The sequence below is a fragment of the Sulfurifustis variabilis genome (assembly GCF_002355415.1).
Taxonomy (GTDB): domain Bacteria; phylum Pseudomonadota; class Gammaproteobacteria; order Acidiferrobacterales; family Sulfurifustaceae; genus Sulfurifustis; species Sulfurifustis variabilis.
Window position 1 is genome coordinate 1,163,917 of the sequence record NZ_AP014936.1, and the last position, 23,160, is coordinate 1,187,076.

A 23,160-nucleotide genomic window follows, 5' to 3' on the forward strand; every position below is an offset into this window, starting at 1 on the left:
AGCGCCGCTCTAACCGGGGGCGCATGAGCCGGTTCCCTTCTCTTTCGAACCTTGGCGCGGGCTGCGGCCGGACCGCCGCGGTGGCGCTCGTCCTCGTCCTGGCCGGCTGCTCTTCGGAATCGAGCAGTCACGCGAAGCCCCCGGGCCCCAAGCCGCCGAATCACCTCGTCGAGCTCGCCTCGGTGAGTCGCGAGCTGCTCCAGTACACCGCCGACCGCGAGGGTACGCTGCGCGCCCTGCGCGAGGTGAAGGTGTACAACCAGGAGGAAGGCAGCGTGCTCGAGGTGCGGGTTCGCGAGGGCGACGCGGTCGCGAAGGATCAGGTGCTGGCGCGCCTGGACGACCGGCTCCTGCGTGCCGAGCTCGACAAGGCCATCGCGACGCTGCGCCAGGCGGAGGTGGACCTCGAGCGCCTCGAGCGGCTCTACGGCCGGCGGCTGGTCGCCGAGGAGGCGGTGACGCGGGCGCAAACCAATCTCGAGGTGGCGCGCGCCAGCGAACGGGTGCTGCGCACGCGGGTGTCGTACATGACCATCACCGCTCCCTTCGCGGGGCGCGTGGCGGCGCGGCTCGTCGAACCCGGCGACGTGGCGCCCAAGCACACGCATCTGCTGACGGTGGTCGATCCATCCGTGCTCGTCACCGACGTGCAGGTGTCCGAGCTCGTGCTGCCGCGTCTCCGGAGAGGCGACCGTGCGGGCGTGCGCATCGACGCGCTCGGACTGGACGTCTACCGGGGCGAGGTGTTGCGCATCTACCCCACGGTCGACCCGGTCACCCGGCGCGGCCGGATCGAGGTGGCGCTGAAGCCCGTGCCGCCCGGCGCGCGTCCCGGCCAGTTCTGCCGGGTGACGCTCTACGCCGCCGGGCGCGAGCACCTCGTCATCCCGTACGCGGCCCTGCGGCGGGACGCCAAAGGCGAGCACGTCTTTCTGTACGAGCCGGCGAACGGGGCGCCGGGCGGCCACGTGAAGCGGGTCGATGTGCGAAGCGGCCTGCGTCTCGCCGAGCGCGTCGAGATCCGCGAGGGACTCGCCCCCGGCCAGAAGGTCGTGGCCAGGGGATTCATAGGCCTGTCCGACGGTCAGAAGGTGCAGCCCGTATCATCGGAGCCGGGTACGCCATCATCGGAGCCGGGTACGCCCACGCCTGCGGAAGCGAAGGCAGCCGATGCGTAGGGGCGGGCTCGCAGCCTGGTCCATCCGCCATCCGGTCTCGACCCTGATGCTCACCCTGACCGCGGTGGTCCTCGGGATCTTCGCGCTCGGGCGGCTCTCGATCGATCTCCTCCCGCACATCATCTACCCCCAGGTCCGCGTCCGCGTCATCGACCCGGGCGTCGCGGCCACCATCATGGAGGACCGCATCACCCGGCAGCTCGAGGAGCAGCTCGCGATCACCGAGGATGCCGTCGGCATCGAGTCGACGACGTCCGAGGGGCAGTCCTACGTCCTGCTCGATTTCGACTACGGCAAGGACATCGATCTGGCGCTGCGCGACGCCTCGACGCGGCTCGACCGCGCGAAGCGTTTTCTCCCGACGACGATCGACCCGCCGATGATCTGGAAGTCGGATCCGTCCCAGATCCCGGTCATGGAGTTTCTCGTCACCTCGACGCTCATGGACCTCGTGGAGCTGCGCACGTGGACCGACGACCACTTCGCCAAGCAGTTCCTGAACCTGCCCGGCGTGGCCGCGGCCGAGGTCGGCGGCGGGCTCGTGCGCGAGATCCAGATCCTGCCCGATCAGCGGCGGCTCGCGGGCCTCGGTCTTTCGGTGAACGACGTCATCAACGCCGTCCGCCGCGGAAACGAGGACGCGCCGGGCGGCCGCCTGCGGATGGGTGGGCAGGAGTACGCAAGCCGCACCGCCGGCCGGCTCACGAACGTCGCCGCGATCGCCGCGCTGCCCGTGCGGCTGCCGAGCGGCGAGAGCATCCCGCTCGCCGAGATCGCCTCGGTTTCGGACAGCCACGAGGAGGAACGCATCCGCGCGCGCTTCAACGGCACGCCGGGCATCAAGCTCGCGGTCCAGAAACAGCCGAACGCGAACACCGTCGAGGTGACCGAGCACGTGAAGGCGCGGCTGGCGTGGCTGCGCGCCAACGACGTGATCCCGAAGGGCGTGCAGCTGCACCAGATCTCGGACCAGTCGATCTACATCCGCCAGTCGCTGTCGAACGCCACGCAGGCGGCGGCCAGCGGCGCGATCCTCGCGATGGTCGTCGTGTACCTGTTCCTCGGCAGCATCCGGGGCACCCTCATCATCGGCACCGCGATCCCGATCTCGATCATCGTGACGTTCGTCATCATGGCGCTCGGCGATCTCACGCTGAACATCATGACCCTCGGCGGGCTCGCGCTCGGCATCGGCATGCTCGTGGACAACACGATCATCATGCTGGAGAACATCGCGCGTCACCGGAGCGCCGCGGCGCGCGCGAGCCCCGGACCGGATCCCGGCGGGGACGCTCTGGCCGTGCCGGTGGCCGCCGCCGCCGAGGTGACGAGCCCGATCATCGCCTCGACCTCGACCAGCCTCGCGGCGGTCGTGCCGTTCCTCTTCATCTCCGGACTGATCGGGCTGCTGTTCCGCGAGCTGATCTTCACCATTTCCGCGGCGATCCTCGCGTCGCTCCTGGTCGCGGTGACGCTCGTCCCCGCGCTCGCGGCGCGCATGAGCGGAGAGGCGCGCGGCCGGGCGCACGACCGGGTGGCGCGGATCATGGATCGTCTGCAGCAGCGCTACGCGAGCGGGGTGTCGCGCCTGCTTGCGCGCTCCGGCCTCGTCATCGCGACGGCGTTCCTGCTGCTCGCCGTCGTCGGCCTGCCGACGTTTTTCACGAGCAAGCAGGACTTCCTGCCCACGATGGACGACGGCCGCATCAACGTCAGCGTCACGACCGATCCGGGCGTGTCGCTCGACGCGATGGACGCCGCCGTGCGTACGCTCGAACGCCTCGCGCACGAGCAGGGCAGCGTCGAGAGCGTGTACACGCTCGTCGGCGGCGCGATCTTCGGCCGTACCGAGCGCGAGACGCCGAACCGGAGCTCCCTGAACGTGCAGCTCGTGCCGCTCGACGCCCGCGACGTGAGCGGCGAGCAGTGGGTGAAGGACTACCAGCGCGCGGTCGAGCAGGCACGGCTGGCGGGATTGAAGGTGCGCGCACGCACGGCGGGCATCCGCGGCATCCGCACCTCGCGCGCCGAGGAGGACATCAGCCTGCGCGTGCAGGGGCCGGACCTCGATCGCCTGGCGGCGATCGGCGAGAACCTCGTGCGCCGGCTGCAGGGGCTGCCCGGCGTGCGCAACCTGCGTCACTCGCTCGAGGAGTCGCGCCAGGAGTTCGCCATCGAGATCGACCGCGCGCGGGCCGCCGAGCTCGGCATCGACGTGGCCGATGTCGGGCGCGCGCTGCGCGTCGCGCTCGACGGGGTGATCATCGGCGACTACCTCGAGGGCGAGCGGGCGTACGACATCCGCGTGCGCCTGCCGCAGACGGAGATCGACAACCCGGAGGCCCTCGGCCGGATACTCCTCTTCGGCGAACTGCGCGACCGGCCGGCGGTGTACCTGCGCGACGTCGCGCGAGTCGGTATCGTGCAGGCGCCCGCCGAGATCATGCGCGACCGCCAGGCGCGGATCGTCGAGATATCGGCCGCGCTCACCAAGGAGCTGCCGCTCGGCGAGGTGGTCAAGGCGATGCACGAACGGCTCGAAGGCTACGAGCTGCCGTCCGGCTACCGCATGTACTCGGGCGGCGCCGAGGAGGCGCTGGCCAAGGGGCGCCGGCTGACGGGAACGCTGCTCGGCCTCGCCCTGTTCCTCGTGTTCGTGGTGATGGCCGTGCAATACGAGTCGCTGCGCAACCCGACCGTCATCATGCTGAGCGTGCCGTTCGCGCTGATCGGCGTCTCGGCAGCGCTCTGGCTGACCGGGCTGCCGCTTTCCATGCCGGTCTGGCTCGGCCTCATCATGCTCGCCGGCATCGTGGTGAACAACGCGATCGTGCTGGTCGAGTACATCGAGCTGCGCCGCGCGATGGGCGAGCCGGTCAAGGAGGCGATCGTGAACGCCGCGCGCCTGCGGCTGCGCCCCATACTCATGACCACGCTCACCACCGTCATCGGCATGGCGCCGCTGGCGCTGGGGCTGGGCGAAGGCGCCGAGATGCTCCAGCCCTTGGCGGTGACGGTGGTCGCGGGCCTCGCGTTCTCGCTGCTCGTGAGCCTCGTGCTCGTGCCCGCCATGTACCTCGCCCTGCGCGGGCGCGGCCCGGTCACCGCAACCCTGGAACAAAGCGGGGAAGCGGTGCGTCTATAACGTATAATCCGGCCGGCCCCGCGGCCGCACTTTTAAATACATTCCAGGAGAAGCACGTGACCGAGATCCATCGCAGAACCTTCCTGAAGGGCACGCTCGCCTCGGCGGCCCTCGGCGTGGCGGCCGCGGCCGGGCTGCTGCGGCCGGCCCGGGCGCTGGCGGCCGACTGGCCGACCGGCGCGTTCGAGGCGAAGAGCATCGAAGGCGCCCTGAAGAACCTGTACGGCGGCGCCCAGACGGCCGGCGCCGGTGCGATCAAGATCAAGGCGCCGATCCAGGCGGAGAACGGCGCGGTGGTGCCGATCTCGGTGTCGGCCGGCATGCCGAACGTCGAGGCGATCAGCATCTACGTGGAGAAGAACGAGCGCCCGCTCATCGCGAACACCGAGATCACGGGCGCGGGCGGCTACTTCTCCGCGCGCATGAAGATGGCGCAGAGCTCGGACGTGCAGGTCGTGGTGAAGTCGGGCGGCAAGCTCTACAGCGCCAAGCAGAACATCAAGGTCACCGTCGGCGGTTGCGGCGGCTGACCCGGACGAGAGGAAACGAACGATGGCAAGAAGCATGAAGGTACGCACCCGCTCGGGCGACGGCGGCGTGGAGGTGCTCGTCCTCATCAGCCACCCGATGGAAACGGGCCAGCGGGTGGACAAGCAGACGAAGCAGAAGATTCCGGCCCACTTCATCCAGAAGGTCGTGCTCGAGCACAACGGGAAAGCGGTGGCCACCGCCAACCTGGGGCCCGGCGTCTCGGAGGACCCGCTCCTCGGCTTCCAGCTTGCCGGCGGGAAGAACGGCGACAAGATCCGGATCTCGTGGACCGACAACAAGGGCGAATCGGGTTCGACCGAGGCGAGCGTCAACGCCTGATCGACGGTTCCTGCGACGCGACGGCCCCGTTCGGGGCCGTTTTTGTTTCGGGCGGGACGACCGGAACTTACTGGAAGCTCTTGCGCACGATACCCGCCGCCAGCAGGGCCGCGCCGTAGGCGGCGTGTTCGGATCGCGGTTTCTGCAGCCGGACGCCGAGCAGGCGTTCCCGTATGCGCGTCCAGGCGCGGTTGCGGCTGCCGCTGCCCGTCGTCCAGATGGCCGATACCTTCGGCGCTCCGAGCTCGGCCAGAAGCCGGTAACCCTGGGCCTCGATGCGCGCGATGCCTTCCAGGATGCCCTGAAAGAACATCACGCTGTCGCCGGGCAGCGGCTCGAGGCGCGGCTCCTTCTCGGGGTCGGCGAGGGGGAAGCGTTCGCCGATATCCGGCAGCGGGTAGTACTCGAGGTCCGTGGGCTGATCGGGGGTGAGGAGCGGCGTCATCTCGGTCATCTGCTCCTCGCTGAAGTACTGCCTGAGCACGCCGCCGCCCGAGTTGGAGGCGCCCCCCGCGAGGAAGTGCCGCCCGAGTCGATGGCTGTACACGCCGTGCGGCGGCGAGAAGACGGGCCGCTCCGAGAGGAGCTTGAGGACGAGCGTGGTCCCGAGCGAGGTGACGCCGTGCCCCGGCGCGCTGGCGCCGGCGGCGAGGAACGAGGCCACGCCGTCGCTCGTGCCGGCCGCGATCTCGGTATCGGCCGGGAGCCCCAGTTCCCCGGCCACCTCCCCGGACAGCGTGCCGATCACGTCGCCCGGCGCGTGCACGTCGGGCAGCCAGGCCCCCCGGACTTCGAGCCCGGCAAACCACTCGGGCCAGGCAAGCCGCTCCACGTCGTAGCCGAGCTTGAGGCAGTTGTTGTAGTCGCTGTGTCCATAGGTCCCGGCCAGGCGGCCGGCAAGCCAGTCGGCCTGATGCAGCGCGTGCGCCGCGCGCGCGGCCGACTTCGTTCCCTGCAGCCAAAGCAGCTTCGCCAGGCTCCCGGTCGCGCCGTGCGCGGCCGATTTCGGGTCGGCGACGCCCGCGATGCGTTCCGCCTGGGCTTGCGCGCGCGCGTCGTTGTACATGAGCCCGGGCGTCACCGGGTTTCCCTGCTTGTCGCACAGGAGCAGCGTCGCGGATGTGCCCGCGATGGCCAGCCGCCGCACGCGCCGGGCGTCGATCTGTCCCGCGACGTTCTTCAGGCAGGCGTGCATCGCGGCCCACCACTGCATCGGGTCCTGCGTGACCTCGGCGCCGTTCCGGGTCGAGGGCGGGAGGGGCGCCTCCGCCTGTGCCAGGACCGCGCCGGCGGCGTCGATCGCGACCGCGCGACAGCCGCTGGTGCCGATGTCGATCCCGATGTACGCGTCGCGTGTGGGCCCCGGCGCGGGCTTCGGCGGCGCCGGCGGCGCAGTCGGTTTCGCGGCGCCCCGTGCGGCCGCCTCGGCCACCGGCTGGCGCTTGCGCCGCAGCATGCGGAAGCGCTCCGAACGGGTGGAGGCCGGGGCCTCGTCCGGGATCCCGTCGTCAGCCGGCGCTCTCGGCGCTTCCGGCATCGACTGCGCCTTCTTCGCCGCGCCCGACGTCGTTCCCGACGGCCGGGTCTGTGCCGCCTGCGGAGGCTCCCCGCGTCCGGTCGGCACCGCCTGCACTTCGCGCGGGAGATCGTCCGGCGGGGGCGGCGGCTCCCGCCAACCGGGGCGGCGATACTCGGCCGTCACCGTGGTGTACACGCCCCCGCGCACGTTGAACAGCGCCCGCAGGCGCATGTAGCGCGGCTGGGTCGCGGCGACGAGGTCGTTCAGGACGGCGTTCGTCACCTTTTCGTGGAAGTGCCCCTCGTCCCGGAAACTCCAGATGTAGAGCTTGAGCGACTTCAGCTCCACGCAAAGCCGGTCGGGCACGTACTCGAGCAGGAGCGTGGCGAAGTCCGGTTGACCGGTCTTCGGGCACAGACAGGTGAACTCGGGCGCCTCGATCTCGATGATATAATCCCGGTCCGGCTGGGGGTTCGGGAAGGTCTCGAGGGTCTTCGAAGGAGTGGTGGGCGGCATCCCGGCGTAGGAAACAGAAGTAACCTTCTATAAAATTGTACCATTCCAGGCGCGGCGAAACGCGAAAAACTCCTGATGCGGCTTAAAACCATTCGGCTCTCCGGCTTTAAGTCCTTCGTCGATCCCACCACCATCCCCATCACCGGCAACCTGATCGGCATCGTCGGCCCCAACGGCTGCGGCAAGTCGAACATCATCGATGCCGTGCGCTGGGTCATGGGCGAGATGTCCGCCAAGCACCTGCGCGGGGATTCGATGGCGGACGTCATCTTCAACGGCTCGAACGCGCGCAAGCCGGTGGGCAAGGCGATGGTCGAGCTGGTGTTCGACAACTCGGACGGGAGCGCGGGCGGTCAGTACGCGCAGTACACCGAGATCGCGATCAAGCGCGAGGCCGGTCGCGACGGTCAGTCGGATTACTTCCTCAACAAGACGCGCTGCCGCCGCAAGGACATCACCGATCTCTTCCTCGGCACGGGCCTCGGCCCGCGCGCGTACTCCATCATCGAGCAGGGCATGGTCACGCGCATCATCGAGGCCAAGCCCGAAGACCTGCGCGGTTTTATCGAGGAGGCGGCCGGCATCTCCCGCTACAAGGAGCGCCGGCGGGAAACCGAGAACCGCATCAAGCACACGCAGGAGAACCTCGCGCGCGTCGAGGACATCCGCAAGGAGCTCGAGACGCAGCTCTCGCGCCTCAACAAGCAGTCGCGCGCGGCGACGCGCTACAAGGAGCTCAAGCAGGAAGAACGGCTCGTCCGCGCGCAGCTCCTCGCGCTGAAGTACCGCGAGCTCGACGGGAAGCTCGCGGCGCAGGACGCCGTCATCCGCGAGCACGAGACCGCGCTCGAGGCCGCGCTCGCGGCGCAGCGCGAGGTCGAGGCGCGCATCGAGCAGCTGCGCGCCGAGCATGCCGAAGCGCTCGACAGGCAGAACACGGTACAGGCCGAGTACTACACGGTCGGCAACGAGGTGTCGCGCATCGAGCAGGCGATCGAGCACCTTCGCGAGACGCGCGAGGCGCTGAAGCGCGAGCAGGACCAGCTGAACCGCACCTGGGCGGAGGCCGAGGCGCATCTCGGCGCCGACCAGGCGAGATTGCAGGAGGCGGAGCAGCGCCTGGCGGACATCGCACCCGATCTCGAAAGGCACCGGAGCGGGCGCGAGGCCGCGGCGGCGCGGTTGCGCGACGCGGAGGCTGCGATGCAGGCGTGGCAGGAGGCGTGGGAGTCCGCCAGCCAGGCGGCCGCGGAGCCGACCAAGGCGCGCGAGGTGCAGACGGCCCGCATCCAGGGGCTCGAGTCGCACGTCGCCCAGCTGCGCGATCGCGAGGCCCGGCTCGCGGAAGAACTCGCGACCGTCGAGGCGGAGCTTCGCGACGCGGGTCTCGACGCCGTTCGCGACGAGGCGCGCGCCATCGACGAGGCGTGCGCCTCGCTCGAAGCCGCGATCCAGGAGGCCGGCGAGCGCCTGCAGACCGCGCGCGCCGAGCGCGAGGCGACGACCCAGCGCCTCGAGCAGCTGCGCGGGGCCGTGCAGTCGAACGAGGCCCGGCTCGCGGGACTCCAGGAGCTGCAGGCCGCGGCGGAGGCGCGCCACGACGCCGGCATCGTCGAGTGGCTGACCCGCGTCGGACTCGCCGACTCGCCGCGGCTCGCGAGCCGCATCCAGGTCGAATCCGGCTGGGAGACGGCGGTGGAGCGGGTGCTGGGCAGCCGGCTGGCCGCGGTGTGCGCGGAGCGATTCGGCGAAGCGACAGCGGGCCTCGACGAGCTGAAGCCCGCGCGCCTGACCGTCGTCGATCTCACGGCCGGCCGCTCGCACGACGCCGTCACCGGCACGCTGATCCACAAGGTGAAGTCCGATCTCGACCTGGCACCCCTGCTCGCCGGCGTCCACACGGCGGACACGCTGGAGGAGGCCCTGTCGTGGCGGAACGAGCTCAAGGGCCAGGAGTCGATCATCACGCGCGACGGCGCCTGGGTCGGGCGCAACTGGCTGGACGTCGAGTACGCGGCGGGCAGCGAGCGCGGGTGGCTCGCGCGGGAGCGCGAGATCGAAGGCCTGCGTGCCGCGAGCGCCGAGCTCGCGCGGGAAATCGAATCGGCTGCCGCGCAGCTCGCCGGGCAGTCGGACGCGCTCGCCGGCCTAGAGCGCCGGCGCGAGGAGCTCGCGCGCGAGCTCAACGAGCGACAGCGCGCCCGCGCCGAGCTGCGCGAGCGGCTCGGTCATCGCGAGGCCCGGCTGAACCAGCTCGAGGGAAGGCGCGCGCAGATCGGCACGGAGCAGCAGGAGATCGCGGCGCAGCGCGCGCGCGACGAGTCCGAGATCGCGGCGGCGACCGAGCGGCTTCGCCAGGCCGAGGCCGACAGCGGCACGCACGAGGCGCAGCGCGCGGAGCTGTCCGGCCGGCGCGCCGCGGTGCAGGAGGCCCTGGCCGCCGCGCGCGCAGCGGAAGCGACCGCCCGCGAGCGGGAGCACGAGCTCGAGATCGAGCGGCGCACGCTCGAGACGGCGCGCGAGTCGGTGCGCGCCAGCATCGCGCGGCTCGACGGCCAGCTCGCCGGGCTGCACCAGCGGCGCGACGAGCTCGCCGCGATGCTTTCCTCGGAGACGCAGGAGAACGATCTGCGGGCACAGCTCAACGAGCAGCTGGAAAAGCGCCTCGAGGTCGAGGAGCGGCTGGGCGCGGCGCGCAAGGCGACGGGCGAGGCGGATGCGCGCCTGCGCGAGCTCGAGCAGCAGCGTCACAGGGACGAGCAGCAGGTCCAGGAAATCCGTGGGGGGCTGGAGTCCGAACGCGTGGTGCGCCAGGAGCTGGTGGTGCGGCGCGACACGTTCGCGGAGCAGTTGCGCGAAATGGACGCCGAGCCGGCGCAGGTGCTCGCGGAGATGCCCCAGGAGGCGACCGAGACGGGCTGGGCGGAGCGCCTGGACCAGATCCTCGCGCGCATCGAGCGGCTCGGGCCGATCAACCTCGTCGCCATCGAGGAGTTCCAGGAGCTGTCCGAGCGCAAGGGCTACCTCGACAAGCAGTCCGAAGACCTGTCGCAGGCGCTCGCCACGCTCGACGAGGCGATCCGCAAGATGGACCGCGAGACGCGCACGCGCTTCAAGGAGACCTTCGACAAGGTCAACGAGAACTTCCAGCACTTCTTCCCGAAGCTCTTCGGCGGCGGCAGCGCGTATCTCGAGCTCACGGACAACGATCTGCTCGAGACGGGCGTCACGGTCATGGCGCGCCCGCCGGGCAAGCGCAACAGCACCATTCACCTGCTGTCCGGCGGCGAGAAGGCGCTGTCGGCGGTGGCGCTCATCTTCTCGATCTTCGAGCTCAACCCGGCGCCGTTCTGCCTGCTCGACGAGGTCGACGCGCCTCTCGACGATGCGAACGTCGAGCGCTACGGCGAGACGCTCAAGGCGATGTCGGAGCGCACGCAGCTCGTGTACATCACCCACAACAAGATCAGCATGGAGATGGCGGAGCTTCTCGTCGGCGTCACCATGTCGGAGCCGGGCGTGTCGCGCCTGGTCGCCGTCGACGTCGAAGAGGCCATGCAGATGGTCGCGCAGTAGATGGCGAGGTGTTCACGGTGACGATGAAACTCAGTACCCATCCCGGGCTTCCCCCTCTCCCCTTGCCCTCTCCAGCGAGGGGAGAGAGGGAGTCGGATCGCACGCGCGATAGTTCATAACGATGGATCTGCAGCTCGCACTGCTGCTCATCGGATCCATCATCGTCGCGATCGTCGCGATCACCGCCGTCGACAGGGGCCGCATCGCCCGGTCGCTGCGCGGGGGGATTTCCTTCAGGAGCCGGCCGGCCGCGGTGATCAGCCCGGCCAGGCGCGAGCCGGTCGTGCGGCCCGATCCCGCCGTCCCGGCGCCGCCCGTGGATGCCGAGCGGCGGTTTCTGAAAACCGAGCCGTCGCTGCCGCTCGAGATCGCCCCCGAGCTCGAGCCCGAGCAGGACCCGCTGTTCGAGGAGCTGGAGAGCATCGAGCGGATTGCCAACCGGCCTTTGAACCTCAATCCCGGGTTCGATCCCCCGGGAACCGGTCCCGAGGCGGCCGTGCCCGGCCGGCAGACGGTTCCGGACGAGAGCGTGGATTTCGTGCTGCACCTCCCCGGGCCCGGCCCCGTCTCGCGCCGCACTGCGCTCGGCATCTACAAACAGAACGAGTACAAGCTCGAGTACCCGCGGGAGATTTTCGGGCAGCGCTACCAGACGAGCTTCTGGTCGACGCTCTCGCACGATTCGGACGCCACCAACTACAGCGATCTCAAGCTCTCCATCCAGCTCGTCGACAACGTGCACGGACCGATCGGCGAGAGCGAGCTCAACACCTTCGTGCAGGTCGGCCTCAAGCTCGCCGACGCCCTGCACCGTCCCGCGAAGTTCTCGCTTCCGTTCGAGCAGGCGCTCGAGCGGGCCAAGGCGCTCGCGAAGTTCTGCGACGAGTACGACGTGATCGCGGGAGTGAACGTCGCGTCCGACCCGGACAGCCCGTTCAAGGGCCACGCGGTCGTCGCCGCCATGCAGCGCGCGGGGCTGGAGCTCGGCGCCATGAACATCTACCACAAGCGTGCGGACGGTCGGCTCCTCTACAGCCTCTCGAACCTCTACAAACCCGGCAACTTCAACCCGGCCGAATGGGAGACGTTCCGGACCTCCGGGCTCGCGCTCTTCATGAGCGTGCCGTGCGTGGAGGACCCCGCCGTGGTGTTCGCGAAGATGGTGGAATCCGCCGCCGCGATCGCCGGCTTTCTCGGCGGCCGCCTGCTGGACCAGGACAACCGTGCGTTGACCGAAAAAGGCATCGCCGCCATTCGCGCGCAGATCCAGGGCATCGAGGGTCGGATGCGCGCCTTCGGGGTGCCTCCGGGCGGCGAGTCCGCGCTCCGTCTCTTCGGCGCGGGACTGAACTGACGAGGCCATGTCGAATTCTTGATGCTGAACGTCGAGTTCAGGAGGCGCGCCGCGCGCGCACCTCAATTACCTGCATCCTGAGCTTCCCTGAATGAAAGACAGGGATCGTGTCGCCGGACGGATCGCCGCGCTGCGCGACCGCATCAACGAGGCGAACTACCGCTATTACGTTCTCGACGCGCCGACCATCTCCGACGCCGAGTACGATCGCCTGCTCCGCGAGCTGCAGGACCTCGAGGCCGGGCACCCCGACCTGATCACCCCCGATTCGCCGACGCAGCGGGTCGGCGAGAAACCCCTCGCCGCGTTCGGCGCCGTCCGGCACGCACTCCCGATGACCTCGATGGACAACGCATTCACCGAGGACGAGCTGCGCGACTGGGACGCGCGCGTGCGCAAGGGTCTGGGTCGGGAGGCCGACGTCGCGTACACGGCCGAGCCCAAGTTCGACGGCGTGTCGGTCAGCCTGCGTTACGAGCGGGGGCTGCTCGCGGTGGCCGGTACGCGCGGGGACGGCCTCACGGGAGAGGACATCACCGCCAACGTGCGCACGATCAAGGCCGTCCCGCTGAGGCTCCACGGCGCGGGGTGGCCGGAGGTCCTCGAGGTGCGCGGGGAGGTCGTGATTCCGAAAAAGGACTTCGAGCGTCTGAACGAGGAGCAGCTGAAGCGGGGCGAGAAGATATTCGCCAATCCCCGCAACGCCGCGGCCGGGAGCCTGCGTCAGCTCGATCCGCGCGTGACCGCCGGCCGGCCCCTCAACTTCTTTCCGTGGGGTCTCGGGCAGGTCTCGGAACCGATCGGCGCACGCTACTCGCAGGCGGTCGCGCGGATGAAGGACTGGGGATTCCGCATCAGCGATTATTTCCGTGTCGTCCACGGTACGGACGAGTGCCTGTCGTACTACCGCGAGATCCTCGCCACGCGCAACGTCCTCCCGTTCGAGGTCGACGGCGTGGTGTACAAGGTCGACGAGCTCGCGGCGCGGGACCGGCTCGGCTTCACGGCCCGTGCTCCGCGCTGGGCGGTCGCCCACAAGTTTCCGGCCCAGGAGGAGAACACGGTCGTCGAGGACATCCTCGCTTCGGTCGGCCGCACCGGCGTGATCACGCCCGTCGCCGTGCTCAGGCCCGTGCAGGTGAGCGGCGTGACCGTGACCCATGCCACGCTGCACAACGAGGACGAGCTCCGGCGCAAGGACGTGCGCATCGGCGACACGGTGATCGTGCGCCGCGCGGGCGACGTCATCCCCGAGGTCGTCGGGGTCGTGAAGGAGAAACGCCCGGCCGGGACGCGGCTCTGGCACATGCCGGCGAAGTGCCCCGTGTGCGGCTCCGACGTGCTGCGCGAGCCCGAGGCGGCGGCGCACCGCTGCATGGGCGGGCTCTATTGCCCGGCGCAGCGCGTCGGCGCGATCCTGCACTTCGCCGCGCGCTCGGCCATGGACATCGAAGGGCTCGGCGACAAGCTCGTCGAGCAGCTGGTCCAGAAGGAGATGGTGAAGACGGTGGCCGACGTCTACCGGCTGGACAAGGCCGGTCTCGTCGCGCTCGAGCGCATGGGCGAGAAGTCGGCGCAGAACCTGCTCGAGCGCATCGAAGCGAGCAAGGCGACCACGCTCGCGCGCTTTCTCTATGCGCTCGGGATCCCCCAGGTGGGTGAGGCGACGGCGCAGCAGCTCGCCGAGCACTTCGGCACGCTGGATGCGCTGATGGACGCGTCCGTCGAGGAGATCGACGCGGTACCCAACATCGGCGAGAGCATGGCCGCGGACATCCACGCCTTTTTCCACGAGAAGCACAACCGCGAGGTGGTCGGCAAGCTCCGCGCGGCCGGTGTGCACTGGCCGAAGGTGGAGCGGCGCGCGAAGGCGGCGTTGCCGCTGGCCGGCAAGACGTTCGTGCTCACCGGGAGCCTCGCCGCCATGTCGCGCGAGGACGCGAAGAAAAGACTGCAGGACCTCGGCGCGAAGGTCGCGGCCAGCGTTTCGAAGAAGACCGATTGCGTGGTCGTGGGCGAGGACCCGGGCTCCAAGGCCGACAAGGCGCGCGAGCTCGGGATCGCCGTGCTCGACGAGCCGGCCTTTTTGAAGCTGCTCGGCGAGGAACGGTGACGAGCGGCGGGACGGCGCTTCCGGGCGGGGCCGGCCGGGGTCGACCGGCGGCGATCGGTCTCCCCATCCTTTCCAGGGACGTGCGGTAGGGCGCGGCGGACGGTCTGCGAGCGCTGCCGGGAAGCGGCTCGCTAAGCTTCGCGGCGGCATCCCCCAGAACACCTCTAAAAGCAGCCTTCGATGATCGTCTATCACCTGTGCCGCGCGCGCGACGTTCCCCGGCTCCTGATGGAGGGCCTCGTCCGCAGCGAGGGGCGGCATTTCGTGTTCGACCGCTGGCAGGACGCCCAGCTTCTCCTCGGTGCCGTGCAGCGCGACTCGCTCGCCGGGCGCGAGGCGCGCGAGCACGTCGCGCTCGTGCTCGAGATCGACGAGGACATGACGGCGTTCGCGCCGGTGCCCACCCGCAAGCTCCCGGCCGGAATGCGGCCCGAGGACATCCGCGATCTCCAGGCGCGCTCGCGCTTCTTCGAGGTCGACGTCAACGCCAAGCGCATCATCGACGTCAAGGATGCGCTCGGCGACTCGATCCTCGGCAGGTTCCGCCGCCAGGATCGCGGCCGCGCGCCGATCTGGCGGTTCCTGGGCTACGCGAAACCCTATTGGCCGTTCGTGGCCGCCGCGACCTTCGCGGGATTGGCGAAGTTCCTCCTGCCGCTCGCGTTCCCCTGGATGCTCAAGGTCCTGCTCGACGACGTGGTGCTCCAGGAGGGCGTGGATGCGGCCGCGCGGGAGCGGAAGATCATCCAGCTCATCGTCGCCATCCTCGCCGCCAACGTGGTGTGGATGATCGCGACGTACTACCGCAGCGTGCTCGCCGCGATCGCCGGGCACCGGATGATCCGCGACCTGCGCGTCGCGCTCTTCAGCCACGTGCAGCGGCTGTCGCACGCGTTTTTCGCGCGCCACCAGACCGGCGCGATCGTGTCGCGGCTCGTGAGCGACATCAGCCTGGCGCAGAACTTCGTGGGTTCGGCGCTCACGAACGTGTGGATGGACATCGTGCTGCTGATCGCGCTCGTCGTGATCCTGACGGTGATCCACCCGATGATGACGCTCGTCTCGCTGGTGCTGATGCCGGTGTACGTGTACGCGCTGCACGCGCTCGGCCCGCGCATACGCCTGAGCAGCAAGGAGGTGCAGCAGCGCCTCGAGGTGCTCTCGGGCGGGCTGCAGGAGAAGGTCGCGGGCGTCACGATCGTGAAGGGGTTCGCGCGCGAAGGGCAGGAGACGCAGATCTTCGCGAGCCACGCGAACAAGCTGCTCAACAAGATCCTGTACTCGGCGCGCTTCACGGCCTGGAACGAGGTGGTGGTGGGCTTCGTCGTGCACTCGGCGCCCGTCCTGGTCGTCTGGTACGGCGTGCACCAGATCCTCGGCGGCCGGCTCACGGTCGGGGAGCTGACCCAGTTCCTGCTCTACCTCGGCATGTTCTACTTTCCGCTGCAGCGCCTCTCCGATCTTTCCGTGGTGCTCGCCAACTCGCTCGCCGCGATCGACCGCATCTTCGAGTACTTCGATACCCAGCCGCACGTGAGCGAGCGTCCCGACGCCGCGCGGCTCGACGAGTGCCAGGGGCGCATCGAGTTCGTCGACGTGGTCTTCGGGTACGATTCGAGCGCCGCGACCCTGAAGGACATCCGCCTGTCGATCGCGCCGGGCCAGACGGTCGCGGTGGTGGGGCCGAGCGGCGCCGGCAAGTCGACGCTCGCGAACCTCGTGCCGCGGTTCTACGACCCGACCGAAGGCCGGATCCTGCTCGACGGCCGCGACCTGCGCGAGCTGGAGCTCGCGTCCCTGCGCCGGCACATCGGCATCGTGAACCAGGAGACGATCCTCTTCTCCGGTACGGTCCAGGAAAACCTGCTGCTGGCCAAGCCCGACGCGACGCCGGACGAGATGCGCGCGGCGCTCGAGGCGGCGAACGCGATCGAGTTCGTCGAGCGGCTGCCGGAGGGCCTCTGGACGGAGATCGGCGAGCGCGGGGCGACGCTCTCCGGCGGCCAGAAGCAGCGGCTCGCGATCGCGCGCGCGTTTCTCAAGGACCCGCGCATCCTGATCCTGGACGAGGCCACCTCGTCCCTCGACTCGCGCGCGGAACGCCACATCCAGCAGGCGCTCGCGCGGCTCCTGAAGAACCGCACGTCCATCGTGATCGCGCACCGGCTGTCGACGATACTGCGGGCCGACCAGATCGTGGTGATGGAAGCCGGGCGCATCGTCGACCTCGGCCGGCACGCCGAGCTCCTCGCGCGAGGAGGGCTGTACGCGCAGCTCTATAACGAGCAGTTCGGACAGGTCGAGCTGCCGCGCGCCGGTTAGCTTCCCCGTTTCACCTTTCCCGGTAAAATCCGACTGGCTGGCTCAGCCGGCCAGCCGGCCGGATCCCTTCCGGCCGGAAGCACAGAGAAACACGATGCCGCTCAAGATCGCCCGCTTCATCACCCTCGTCCTGCTCGCGCTCGTCCTCGGCGTGTCCTTCTCGCACGCGCTGCAGGCCGCTCCCAAGGCGACGCTCGCCGGCTTTTTCTTCCTGGACATCCATCACGTGCTCCTCAGCCGGTACGGGACCGTCATGGGCACAATCGAAGTGGCCGCTCTGGTCCTGGCGCTCGTCAGCCTCGCGCTGGTGCGGCGCGAGCGTCCCCCGTTCGTCGCGAACCTGGTGTCCGTCGTCGCGCTCGCCGTCATGCTCCTCGTCTGGGCGGTCTTCATCTACCCGATCAACCAGGAGGTCGCGACGTGGACCGCCGTGGCGCTGCCGGCGGACTGGGAGCAGTACCGCGATCGCTGGCACTTGTGGCACGCGATCCGCACCGGCCTCGCCCTCGTCGCCTTCGGCGCGTTCGCGATCTCGCTCCTCGTCGAACCCAAGAAGCGGCTCTTCGCCAGCCCGTACTGACGGCGCGGCTGGGTGCTTTCCCCCGTGCGGCCCGGCCTTTCCCGGTAGTCCCGGCCGAAGCGATCCTTTATAAGGTCTCGCTGGTGGCGGCCCCGGCGGTCGCCGACGGAAAACGGAATCGAGACAAGGAGGCAGTCCATGGCGGAAGACAAGAATCAGGGCGAGGGCAACCGCGAGGCCGCCCGGCACTACAACGAGGAGGCGCGGAAGTTCGCGCAGTCCGGCCGGGTCGAGGAGGCGGCGCGGGAGGCGAAGCCCGACCCGCAGGCCGAGGAAGCGGCCGGGGCGCGCGCGAAGGAGCACGATCCCGAGGAGAAGCGCGACTACGAGAAACCGGAGAAGTAGGCGCCGCGCTTCGGCGGCGCGCACACAGAAACGGGGGCTCGCGCCCCCGTTTCTCGTTCACGGCCTCCTCAATACACCGTCACGCGCGTGCGCGCCGTCCCCAGCACCTTTCCGGTCACCCAGTGCAGCACTTCCACGGTGACGTCGAACACGCCCGCCTGGGTCGGCGTGAACAGGCAGTCGTAGCGCTCGGCCGAGGACGCCTCGAGCGACTGCGCCTGGAACGCGCGCGGGAGGGGGCGGCCGTCGGAGGCGACCACGGTCGCCGTCAGCCCGCCGAAGCGAATCCGCTGCGGGTAGTAACCGGCGTTGATGTAGCGCGCGAGCAGCGTCTGTCCCCGGTTCATCTGCACCGCGATGCCCGGGGCGGTCAGCGCCGACTTCGCCCCGTCCACTCCCGTAATGATGAAGTACTTGGGGTTCAGGTCGTTCAGGCCCACGTCGGCGCCGCAGGTGCCGGCGTCGGCGCCCAGGGTGTGCCAGCGCGGGTCGATCTCGTCCGCGGCCCACACGGTTTCGAGATCGTAAGCCGGCCCGCCCGCGAACACGCGCTTCGTGCCCGGTGGGTCGTTCGGATCGGGCCTCGGATCGACGATGAGCCCGCCGTACATGCCCATCTCCGCGTGCAGCACCGTGTTCGTGTGGCAGTGATAGAAGTAGGTTCCCGCCTGGCTCGCCCGCCACTGGTACGTGTACTGGCGGTCGACGTCCCAGGACACGTGCCCGACCCCGTCGTTTTGCCAGCTCGGCTCGATGCCGTGGTGGTGGATGGTGTGCAGCATCATCATGTCCATGACGAGGCGCGTGTGCACGATCTGTCCTTCCGTCACGCGGATCGCTGGCGAGGGGAAGGGTTTGCTGCCCATGCCGCCGCCCGCCGCGCGGTCGTAGAACCCCCAGATGCGCACGCTCTTGCCGTCGTCCATCTTCATCGACCCGTCCATGTAGACACCGCGATCGAAGAACGCGTCGGGCGTGACTTTGCCGGGCGTGGCGGGGGAGGCCGGATAGGTATAGCAGCCGCCCATCATTCCGCCGCCGCCCATCTCGCCGTCCTTCTCGTAGCTCGAATGTTTCATCGTCATCGTCCCCCTACATGAACATGATGTCGGTCATGGCGCCGAACTGATACAAGCCGCCGCCGGCCGTCTGCGTCATCTCGTCGTGCAGATGCATCGGGTACATGCCGGTGGTCGCCGGGGGCCAGGCATCGGGCGGCGCCTGGAAGGGATAGATGACGTCGAGGCGTCCCATGTTGCTGGTGATGCGGAGCGTGTCCTTTCTCCAGATGTCGGAGCGGACCTGGCCGTTTTGGGTCAGCCACTCGACGTGGTTGCCGTGCCAGTGGATCGAGTGCGCGCACAGACCCGCGTTGAAGATGCGGATCAGGGCGCGATCGCCGACGCGGCCGTGCAGCGCGGTGCTCCGATTGGCCATCGCGTCGATGGCCGGATCGCCGGCGCCGGGCGCTCCCGGCGGCCGCGAGCTCTGCCCGTTGATGGTGAAGTAGCGCGGCTTGAACGCCGTCGTCGGCGTCGCGCCGGTGCGCACCGCCTCGTGCCAGGCGGGGTCGACGTCGTTCAGGATCCACGCGTACTGCTGGACGAAAGTCGGGCTCCCGGCATAGAGCCGGTTCGTCGCGCCGGCCGGCATGACCGCCAGCGCGCCGTGCAGGCCGAGCAGTCGATGATACGGCGCGTTCGATCCGTCGTAATAGAGGTAGGAACCCGCCGTCGGCGCCGCGAACTGCACGGTGACCGTTTCCCCCGGCGCGATCGGTCCGCTGTCGACGACGCCGTCGATGCGGAAGTTGTGGGTCCGGGAGAGCGTGTTGGTGACGTTCACGACGAGCGTGTCGCCCTCCATGGCCATGAGGTGCCGCCCGGGAACGGCGAGCGAGGACGGCGAATCGCTGTACCCGCGAAAGTAAACGTCCTTGCCGTCGGGCTGAGTGATGTATCCGTCGGTGATGTAAAGCGTGGCCGAGACCGTCTTGGCTTCGGAACGTGCCGTCCAGGCGATGAGTGCTCCCGTACCGGAAAAGGCAGCGGCGATTCCGGCCGTGCCCGCCTTGAGGAACGTTCTGCGTTTCATTTCTTCTCCAAGTTACTGTGGGTTTAGGCGCGCAGCTACGGGTACGGGGAGGTGCCCCGGTCTGCGTTCTTGGAGTGGGTTTGAGAGAAGCGAACCGAGTATGCCGCCTGGTAGCAGAAATAAAAACGCAGCGCGCAGGTCGACAAAGCGAATGGTGCGTGACTATCCTTTTTCAAAGCGTTTTTGCAATTTAAAGAGACGCTGATATAGCGCGCGGAAGCGTTATGCGCGCGGGAAAACGCGCCAACAACAAAAAGGGAGGCACGCGATGCAACGCAATCTCGTGGTGTGCTGCGACGGCACCTGGAACACGCCGACGCAGAAGGACCGCGGTCTCGTCGTACCGTCCAACGTCGTGAAGATGTCGCGCGCGATCGACGACTCGGACCCGACGCGGCAGCGCATCTACTATGACACCGGCGTCGGCACCGGCCGGGGCATCGACAGGTGGTTCGGCGGCGCCTTCGGCGTCGGGCTGACCGACAACATCCAGCAGGCATACCAGTGGGTCGCCGACGAGTACCGCGACGGCGACCGGCTCTACCTGTTCGGCTTCAGCCGCGGCGCCTACACCGTGCGCTCGCTCGCCGGCCTCATCGGTCGCTGCGGGTTGACGCCGGTCGGGGATGCGAAGGCGGCCCGGAAGGCGTACGACCTCTATCGCCAGGCATCGGACGACCGCCGCCGGGCGCTCGCCGACGCGTTCAAGGCTGGGCAGCGGGAGGTGCGGGTCCACTTTCTCGGCGTCTGGGACACGGTCGGCTCGCTCGGCGTTCCCGCGCTCTCGCGCTACGGGCTGCTGCGCAAGACGGTGCGCCGCCTCGCGCGCGGCTCGAAGCTCGCGCACGGCTTTCACGACGAGAATCTGGGACGGCACGTCGCGCACGCGTATCACGCGGTGGCGATCGACGAGGAGCGCGGACCGTTCGCGCCGAGCCTGTGGAAAACGGAGGGCGCACCGCGCGACAACGTCGAGCAGGTGTGGTTCGCCGGCGTGCACTGCAACGTCGGCGGCGGTTACGTCGACGCCGGGCTGTCGGACCACGCGCTCCTGTGGATGGCGGCCAAGGCCATGAAGGCGGGGCTCGCGCTCGACTACCGCTACCTGGCGATGCGCGTCGACCCGAACTGTCACGGCGAGCTCCGCGATTCGAAGACGCTCGCGTACCACCTCATTCCGGATCACGAACGCGAGATCGGACTGCCGAACACCCTTAACGAGCGGATCCATCGCAGCGCGGTTTCGCGGATGCGCCATCCGACCAACGGCTACCGCCCCCGCAGCCTCACGCGCGCGCTCGACATCGGTGTGCCGGTCACCGACGAGGGGCTCGATCTGCTCGAGCGCATCCGCGCGGCTCTGTACCCGGAGCCGCCCGACATGCCGAAGAGGGCGGCATGACGCGCCGGCCTCTCCTCGCGGTGTTGCTGTTCGCGTGGGGCGTCGCCCCGGCCGACGTCCCGCCCGGGCAGCGCGCGGAGGTGGAGCATCTCCTCGCGTTCGTCACCCGGTCGGAGTGCCTTTTTATCCGCAACGACGCGGCGCACACCGGAGCAAAGGCGGCCGCCCACATGCGAAAGAAGTACGAGTATTTCCGCGACCGCATCCGATCGACCGAAGACTTCATCGAGCTGGCCGCCAGCCGCAGCACGACGAGCGGCAAACCCTACACGGTCCGTTGCGGCGCGCAGCCCGGGGTTGCCACCCGCGATTGGCTGGAGGCCGAGCTCGGACGCCACCGCCGGACCCGGCGCGCCGCGCCGTGAGTTCCGCGGAAGGACCGCGGCGGCATCGCCGCGTTCGCGTATAGGAGCGGGCGGAGCGGGGGAAAATGGTCGTGTCCGGGTTTTGGCCGCGCAAGGCAGCCGGCGGATAATGCGGGGAAGGACGATGCCATGGCAGGACGCCCCATCAAGGAGCCGCCCGGAAAGCAACCGCCGGTCAAGCCGCCGCCGGGACGGAAGGAGCCGCCCGCGCAGCCGCCGCCGGGCGAGGACGAACCGCCGGTAGAGCCGCCGCCCGGCGGGCGCGAGCCGCCCGTGCGTCCGCCGCCGGGAGAGCGCGGGCCGCCGATGAAGGCGGCGAGCGGAAACGCCGCGCGGTGAAGACGCAGCTGAGCAAGGTGCTCGAGCGTCTGCGCGCGAGCTACTGGTTCGTCCCGTCCGTTCTCGTCGTCCTCGCCATCGCGCTTTCGTACGCGACGGTCTGGATCGATCGGACCTGGCCGGTCGACGCCGAGGGCCGGCGGTACTGGCTCTACGGCGGGCAGGCGGAGGGGGCGCGCGAGGTGCTGGGCACCGTCGCGACCGCCATGATGACGATCGCGAGCCTCACGTTTTCGATCACCATCGTCGCGCTCACCCTGGCCGCGCAGCAGTTCGGATCCCGCCTGCTGTACAACTTCATGCGCGACCGTGCGAACCAGTTCGTGCTCGGGATCTTCATCGCCACGTTTCTCTACGCGATCCTGGTGCTGCGGATGGTGCAGGGCGGCGAATCGGACGCGTTCGTTCCCCAGCTCTCCGTGACCGTCGCCCTCGTCCTCACCCTGTTGAGCGTCGGCGCGCTCATCTACTTCATCCATCACACCGCCGAGTCGATCCAGGCCGACAACGTCATCGAGGCGGTGCGCCGCGACCTGCTCGACTGCGCGCACGCGCTGCTCCCCGACGGCGCGGACGGACCGCGCGACGCCGAGTGGTCCGAGGCCGAGTCGCTGTGGCAGCGCCTGCGGGAGGACAGCGCCGCGGTGGCTGCCCGGGGCAGCGGTTTTCTGCAGGCGGTCGATACGCAGTCGCTCGAATCGCTGGCCGCCGGGAAGCAGGCGGTCTTCCGCCTCCTGAAGCGCCCCGGCGACTTCGTCATGACCGGCTGCGAGCTGCTGCGCGTTTCGCCCGCGGCGCTCGTCGACGACGCGTTCGCGGCGAGGCTCAACAGGGATTTCATCCTCGGTTCGCGCCGCACCCTGATCCAGGACATCGAGCTGCCGTTCCAGCAGCTCGTGGAGATCGCGCTGCGCGCGCTGTCTCCCGGCATCAACGACCCCCATACGGCGATACGCTGCATCGACCGGCTCGGCGACATGCTCGGTGAAGTGCTGCGGCGCGGCGAGCCGCCGGTGGCGGCGCGCGACACCGACGGGGCGATCCGCCTGATCTTCGAGCGCGTGACCTTCGCCTCGATCCTGGGCACGGCGTTCGACGAGATCCGCCAGCAGGCGAGCCCGCACCCCGCGGTCGTGGCGCGACTGCTCGACACCCTGCGCGTGCTCATCGAGATGGCGCCGACCGAGGCGCAACGGCAGGCGATCGCGCTCCAGGCGCGTTTGGCGCACCTCGAGGCCGCGGAGAAAGCGGGCACCGAGGCGGAGCGGGCGCTCCTGGAGAAGCGGATGCGGGCGATCCGCGCGCTGCTCGCGCAGGGGGAAGGCGCCGAGCGAACGGTCAGCGCGACGCACGCGGACGGCTGACGGGGCGCGCGGGCACCCGACTCGCCGCGCGATCCCCGATCGGCGCCGCGTTCGTCGGTCGAAACGCGCGAGTCCGAA

General features: G+C 69.4%; 16 protein-coding genes and 2 pseudogenes. 15 read left to right on the forward strand and 3 right to left on the reverse strand.

Translation table 11 applies throughout. The features are described 5' to 3' along the window. Positions 1–80 precede the first annotated feature (80 nt). From SVA_RS05640 to soxZ, 4 genes are read left to right on the forward strand one after another with little or no spacing between them, the layout of a single operon-like run. Positions 81–1,178 carry an efflux RND transporter periplasmic adaptor subunit gene (locus SVA_RS05640; protein ID WP_169923982.1) on the forward strand — a complete coding sequence of 366 codons (1,098 nt, stop codon included), beginning with the start codon at positions 81–83 and terminating at the stop codon, positions 1,176–1,178. Further along, on the forward strand, positions 1,171–4,323 hold the full coding sequence (locus SVA_RS05645) for an efflux RND transporter permease subunit (RefSeq protein WP_096460034.1): 3,153 nt from the start codon (positions 1,171–1,173) through the stop codon (positions 4,321–4,323). Before SVA_RS05640 ends, SVA_RS05645 begins: the two co-directional genes overlap by 8 nt. Before the next feature lie 56 nt (positions 4,324–4,379). Next, positions 4,380–4,853: a thiosulfate oxidation carrier protein SoxY gene (gene soxY / locus SVA_RS05650; RefSeq protein ID WP_197703384.1), complete on the forward strand. Its 474-nt coding sequence runs from the start codon at positions 4,380–4,382 to the stop codon at positions 4,851–4,853. A gap of 22 nt (positions 4,854–4,875) precedes the next feature. Next, positions 4,876–5,193, forward strand: coding sequence for a thiosulfate oxidation carrier complex protein SoxZ (soxZ, locus tag SVA_RS05655; protein ID WP_096460038.1), 318 nt, complete (start codon positions 4,876–4,878; stop codon positions 5,191–5,193). A gap of 67 nt (positions 5,194–5,260) precedes the next feature. On the opposite strand, the gene queF is transcribed toward soxZ, so the two are convergent. Continuing rightward, positions 5,261–7,228 carry a preQ(1) synthase gene (gene queF / locus SVA_RS05660; RefSeq protein ID WP_096460041.1) on the reverse strand — a complete coding sequence of 656 codons (1,968 nt, stop codon included), beginning with the start codon at positions 7,226–7,228 and terminating at the stop codon, positions 5,261–5,263. A 75-nt stretch (positions 7,229–7,303) separates the two neighbouring features. On the opposite strand from queF, the gene smc reads away from it, so the two are divergent. From smc to SVA_RS05690, 7 genes and pseudogenes are all read left to right on the forward strand, one after another. Next, positions 7,304–10,804: a chromosome segregation protein SMC gene (smc, locus tag SVA_RS05665; RefSeq protein WP_096460044.1), complete on the forward strand. Its 3,501-nt coding sequence runs from the start codon at positions 7,304–7,306 to the stop codon at positions 10,802–10,804. A 121-nt stretch (positions 10,805–10,925) separates the two neighbouring features. Next, on the forward strand, positions 10,926–12,158 hold the full coding sequence (locus tag SVA_RS05670; protein ID WP_096460046.1) for a cell division protein ZipA: 1,233 nt from the start codon (positions 10,926–10,928) through the stop codon (positions 12,156–12,158). Between the two features lie 91 nt (positions 12,159–12,249). Then, entirely contained in the window at positions 12,250–14,271 is a 2,022-nt protein-coding gene (gene ligA, locus SVA_RS05675) for an NAD-dependent DNA ligase LigA (RefSeq protein WP_096460048.1), read from the forward strand. A 423-nt stretch (positions 14,272–14,694) separates the two neighbouring features. Next, a pseudogene (locus tag SVA_RS05680) lies at positions 14,695–16,338 on the forward strand (ABC transporter ATP-binding protein); the annotation flags it as partial. Beyond that, positions 16,324–16,593, forward strand: a pseudogene (locus tag SVA_RS20540) (ABC transporter ATP-binding protein); the annotation flags it as partial. The pseudogenes SVA_RS05680 and SVA_RS20540, both read left to right, overlap by 15 nt. A gap of 94 nt (positions 16,594–16,687) precedes the next feature. Beyond that, positions 16,688–17,173, forward strand: coding sequence for an anthrone oxygenase family protein (locus tag SVA_RS05685; RefSeq protein WP_096460054.1), 486 nt, complete (start codon positions 16,688–16,690; stop codon positions 17,171–17,173). A 138-nt stretch (positions 17,174–17,311) separates the two neighbouring features. Continuing rightward, the gene (locus SVA_RS05690; protein WP_096460057.1) at positions 17,312–17,518 is read left to right on the forward strand and encodes a hypothetical protein; all 207 of its coding nucleotides are present in this window, start codon (positions 17,312–17,314) and stop codon (positions 17,516–17,518) included. Positions 17,519–17,586: 68 nt separating this feature from the next. Here SVA_RS05690 and SVA_RS05695 read toward each other — a convergent pair whose 3' ends face one another. Beyond that, complete coding sequence (locus tag SVA_RS05695; RefSeq protein ID WP_169923983.1) at positions 17,587–18,597, reverse strand: multicopper oxidase domain-containing protein; 1,011 nt, start codon at positions 18,595–18,597, stop codon at positions 17,587–17,589. 13 nt (positions 18,598–18,610) lie between these two features. Beyond that, positions 18,611–19,612, reverse strand: coding sequence for a multicopper oxidase domain-containing protein (locus SVA_RS05700; RefSeq protein ID WP_096460063.1), 1,002 nt, complete (start codon positions 19,610–19,612; stop codon positions 18,611–18,613). A 268-nt stretch (positions 19,613–19,880) separates the two neighbouring features. Here SVA_RS05700 and SVA_RS05705 point away from each other — a divergent pair, with 268 nt between their 5' ends. The 4 genes from SVA_RS05705 (at position 19,881) to SVA_RS05720 (ending at position 23,082) form a co-directional block, all read left to right on the forward strand. Next, positions 19,881–21,014: a DUF2235 domain-containing protein gene (locus SVA_RS05705; RefSeq protein WP_096460066.1), complete on the forward strand. Its 1,134-nt coding sequence runs from the start codon at positions 19,881–19,883 to the stop codon at positions 21,012–21,014. Continuing rightward, positions 21,011–21,379 (forward strand): DUF5329 family protein, encoded by a 369-nt coding sequence (locus SVA_RS05710; RefSeq protein ID WP_096460069.1) that lies wholly within the window; start codon positions 21,011–21,013, stop codon positions 21,377–21,379. The genes SVA_RS05705 and SVA_RS05710 overlap by 4 nt, the downstream gene beginning before the upstream one ends. A 129-nt stretch (positions 21,380–21,508) precedes the next feature. Further along, on the forward strand, positions 21,509–21,718 hold the full coding sequence (locus tag SVA_RS05715; RefSeq protein WP_096460072.1) for a hypothetical protein: 210 nt from the start codon (positions 21,509–21,511) through the stop codon (positions 21,716–21,718). Then, positions 21,715–23,082 carry a DUF2254 domain-containing protein gene (locus SVA_RS05720; protein ID WP_096460075.1) on the forward strand — a complete coding sequence of 456 codons (1,368 nt, stop codon included), beginning with the start codon at positions 21,715–21,717 and terminating at the stop codon, positions 23,080–23,082. Before SVA_RS05715 ends, SVA_RS05720 begins: the two co-directional genes overlap by 4 nt. Positions 23,083–23,160: the final 78 nt, after the last annotated feature.